The sequence below is a fragment of the Ruegeria sp. CDSA033 genome, from assembly GCF_059612305.1.
Window position 1 is genome coordinate 1 of the sequence record NZ_JBXWQI010000054.1, and the last position, 2190, is coordinate 2190.

A 2190-nucleotide genomic window follows, 5' to 3' on the forward strand; every position below is an offset into this window, starting at 1 on the left:
ACATCCGTTTCGGGGAAGTCATCGTTGATCTCGTCCATCTCAAGCACGATGTCGTATGGCACCTTCGCCTCGGCCAGCAACACGTTCATGTGGCCCGGCAGACGGCCCGCGACCGGGTGGATCGCAAAGCGCACGTTCTTGCCCTGCGCCCGCAGCTTGCGGACCAGTTCGCTGACCGATTGCTGTGCCTGCGCCACCGCCATGCCGTAGCCGGGGATGATGACAACGCTGTCAGCGTCGTTCAGCGCGGCGGCCACACCGTCGGCTTCGATGGCGATCTGCTCGCCCTCAACCGCCATCTGCTCACCCTGTGGGCCACCAAAGCCGCCCAGGATCACGCTGACAAAGTGACGGTTCATCGCCTTGCACATGATGTAGGACAGGATCGCACCCGACGAGCCCACCAGCGCACCAACCACGATCAGAAGGTCGTTGCCGAGGCTGAAGCCGATCGCCGCAGCCGCCCAGCCCGAGTAGCTGTTCAGCATCGACACAACCACCGGCATGTCGGCACCGCCGATGCCCATGATCAGGTGATAACCGATGAACAGCGCCGCCAGCGTCATCAGGATCAGCGGCAGCAGACCACCGGATGCGGTGTACCAGACCAGGCAGATCAGCGAGAGACCCGCAGCCGCTGCGTTCAGCGCGTGACCGCCCGGCAGCTTGGTTGCCGTAGACGTCACCTTGCCCGCCAGCTTGCCATAGGCCACGACCGACCCGGTAAAGGTGATCGCACCGATGAAGATACCCAGGAACAGTTCCACATGCAGGATTGCCAGCTCGGCCGAGGTTTTCTTGGCGATCAGCTTGGCAAAAGCGCCCAGATTGGACAGGTCCGCCTCTTTCGCGCTGTCGGCAATGGCCATGACCTGCGCCACGTTGCCGATCTCAAAATGCGCGTTGAAGCCCACGAACACAGCTGCCAGACCGACCAGCGAGTGCATCGCGGCCACCAGCTGCGGCATCTCGGTCATCTGCACGCGCTGTGCAACGTACTGACCGATCAGACCACCGCCCGCGATCAGCAGCAGCGACAGCAGCCACAGACCCGAACCGGGGCCAACCAGCGTGGCAAAGACCGCCAGCGCCATACCAACGATGCCATACCAGACCGCACGCTTGGCGCTTTCCTGGTTCGACAGGCCGCCGAGCGATAGGATGAACAGAACAGCCGCAACAACGTAGGCGGCAGTAGTGAAGCCAAATTCCATGTGCCCGGCCTCCTTAAGATTTCTGGAACATGGCGAGCATGCGCCGGGTTACGAGGAAGCCGCCGAAGATGTTGATCCCGGCCATGAAGATGGACAGCGCCGCCAGCAGAATGACCAGGAACGACCCCGATCCGATCTGCATCACAGCCCCAACGATGATGATCGACGAGATCGCGTTGGTGATCGCCATCAGCGGTGTGTGCAGGCTGTGCGCGACGCCCCAGATCACCTGGAAGCCCACAAAAATGGCCAGCACAAAGACGATGAAGTGCTGCATGAAGCTGGCCGGAGCGATCAGCCCCACCAACAGCATCAGCGCGCCACCAACCCCCAGCAGAGTGAACTGCTGTTTGGTCTGCGCCTTGAAGGCTGCAACCTCCTGCGCCTTTTTCTCTTCCGGGGTCAGTTCCTTGACTTCCGGTTTCTTCTGCGCCGCGATCGCCTGCACCTTGGGCGGCGGCGGCGGGAAGGTGATGTCGCCTTCAAATGTCACAGTCGCACCGCGGATCACGTCATCTTCCATGTCGTGATTGATCTGACCGTCCTTTTCAGGCGTCAGGTCGGTCATCATGTGACGGATGTTGGTCGCGTACAAAGACGAGGACTGCGCCGCCATCCGGCTGGGGAAGTCGGTATAACCGATGATGGTCACGCCATTGTCGGTCACGATCTTCTCATCCGCCACGGTCAGCTTGCAGTTGCCGCCCTTTTCCGCCGCAAGGTCAACAATGACCGAGCCCGACTTCATCGCCTCGACCATATCCTTGGTCCAAAGCTCGGGCGCTTCGCGGTTCGGGATCAGCGCGGTGGTGATCACGATGTCTATCTCGGGTGCCAGCTCGCGGAACTTGGCCAGCTGCGCCTCGCGGAATTCCTCGGATTGAACGCTGGCATAACCGCCGGTGGCGGCACCGTCCTGCTGATCCTCACTGAAATCCAGATAGACGAACTCGGCCCCCATCGATTCGACCTGTTC

At 61.3% G+C, this 2190-nt stretch carries 2 protein-coding genes; both read right to left on the reverse strand.

Annotated elements, in window-relative coordinates; translation table 11 throughout:
* Window positions 1-1214: NAD(P)(+) transhydrogenase (Re/Si-specific) subunit beta (locus AC2FLA_RS22375; protein ID WP_496725434.1), on the reverse strand; the 1214-nt coding region annotated here is incomplete at its 3' end.
* Between the two features lie 13 nt (window positions 1215-1227).
* Window positions 1228-2190: Re/Si-specific NAD(P)(+) transhydrogenase subunit alpha (locus tag AC2FLA_RS22380; protein ID WP_496725436.1), on the reverse strand; the 963-nt coding region annotated here is incomplete at its 5' end.